Consider the following 1,823-nt stretch of genomic DNA (forward strand, 5'->3'; position numbering starts at 1 on the left):
CGGGCCGCCACCACCCCCACGGTCAGCCCCGAGGCCTCAGGCGCCGCGGCGCCCGGCCGTCCTTCTCCGCTCATGCGGCCTCCTTCATCGGCCGCATGAGCGGAATCCGGCTGTGTCTATTTGGTCGCTCGCTACGCTCGCTCATGCGGCCTCCTCCGCCGGCCCCATGAGCGGAATCCGGCTGTGTCTATTTGGTCGCTCGCTACGCTCGCTCATGAAGCCTCCGAGATCTGATGGCCGAGGCGCTCGCGCTTGGCCTTGAGGTATCGCTCGTTGTGCGGGTTCATGGCCACGGGCAGGGGCTCGCGGCCGAGTACCTTGATGCCGTACCCGTCCATGCCCTTGAGCTTGGCCGGGTTGTTGGTGAGCAGCCGCACCGACTTGACGCCGAGGTCGGCGAGGATCTGCCCCGCGTTGGAGAACTCCCGCGCGTCCACGGGCAGCCCCAGCTCGACGTTGGCGTCGACGGTGTCGCTGCCGTTGTCCTGCAGGCTGTACGCCTTGAGCTTGGCCAGCAGGCCGATGCCCCTGCCCTCGTGCCCGCGCAGGTAGACGACCACCCCCCGGCCCTCCTCCGCGATGGCCGACATGGCGTGGCCCAGCTGCACCCCGCAGTCGCAGCGCAGCGAGCCGAACACGTCGCCGGTCAGGCACTCGGAGTGGGCCCTGACCAGGATGTTCTCGCCGTCCTCCAGGTCGCCGAAGACGAGGGCGACGTGCTCGCCGCCGTCGAGCGCGCTGGCATAGCCGTACGCCCGCCACATGCCGTAGACGTTCGGCAGCCGCGTCTCGGCCACCCTCGTCACCATGCTCTCGGCCCGGCGCCGGTAGTCGACGAGCTGCTCGATGGAGACCAGGGCCAGGTCGTGCTCGTCGCAGAAACGCCGCAGCTCGGGCAGCCTGGCCATGGTGCCGTCGTCGTTGACCACCTCGGCCAGCGCGCCCGCGGCCGACAGCCCGGCCAGCCTGGCCAGGTCGACGGCCGCCTCGGTGTGGCCGCGCCTGGCCAGCACGCCGCCCTCGCGGTAACGCAGCGGGAAGATGTGACCGGGGCGCACCAGCTCGTTGGGCTCGGTCGCGGAGTCGGCGAGCGTGCGGATGGTCTTGGCCCTGTCGGCCGCCGAGATGCCCGTGGTGACGCCGTCGCGGGCGTCCACGGTGATCGTGTACGCCGTGCGCATGCGCTCCTTGTTGTGCACGACCATGAGCGGCAGCCCGAGCCGGTCGAGCTCCTTGCCCTCCATGGCCACGCAGATCATCCCGCTCGTGTGCCTGATCGTGAACGCGCACACGTCAGGCGTGGCCTTGGCCGCGGCGAAGATCAGGTCGCCCTCGTTCTCCCTGCTCTCGTCGTCCACGACCACGACGGGCTTGCCGTCGCGGATGTCCTCGATGGCCCGCTCGATCGGGTCCAGCTTGATGTCGGTCATTGCGCCACCGCCACGCTGAGCTCGGCCGCCCGGTATTCGCGCAGCCACTTCACGAACCCGATGACGACCAGGGCGAAGAAGATCCCGTACACCCAGCCGGAGACGACCAGCCCCGAGCTGAACGCCAGCGGCACGCCCACCAGGTCGACGGCCACCCACACGATCCAGAAGTCCACCAGCGCCCTGCCCTGCGCCCAGGTGGCCATCGCGCTGCCCACGAAGATGTAGGCGTCGGCGGCCACCAGGAAGGCACCCTTGGGCAGCGGCACGTGCGCGCCCCACGACAGTCCGGTGACGAAGAACAGCAGCCCGACCAGGGCCGTGCCCAGCAGCATGACGCCGATCAGCAGCGACCGCTCCCACCACTGGGCGGGGCGGACCGCGAGCTGCTTG

2 protein-coding genes are annotated in these 1,823 nt (G+C 70.2%); both read right to left on the reverse strand.

Going from position 1 to position 1,823, the window contains the following annotated elements:
* Positions 1–212: 212 nt before the first annotated feature.
* A complete protein-coding gene (locus AB0J09_RS63885) occupies positions 213–1,430 on the reverse strand; it encodes a bifunctional 3,4-dihydroxy-2-butanone-4-phosphate synthase/GTP cyclohydrolase II (RefSeq protein WP_360714152.1) in 1,218 nt (405 codons plus the stop codon).
* On the reverse strand, positions 1,427–1,823 hold a 397-nt coding region (locus tag AB0J09_RS63890; RefSeq protein WP_360714154.1), incomplete at its 5' end, for a nicotinamide mononucleotide transporter family protein. The genes AB0J09_RS63885 and AB0J09_RS63890, both read right to left, overlap by 4 nt.

It is taken from the genome of Nonomuraea sp. NPDC049784, from assembly GCF_040659615.1.
In the GTDB taxonomy this organism is placed as follows: Bacteria; Actinomycetota; Actinomycetes; order Streptosporangiales; family Streptosporangiaceae; genus Nonomuraea.

Excerpts from the sequence above, each read along its gene's own strand:
- AB0J09_RS63885 (WP_360714152.1), bottom strand. The coding sequence starts at position 1,430 with ATGACCGACATCAAGCTGGACCCGATCGAGCGGGCCATCGAGGACATC.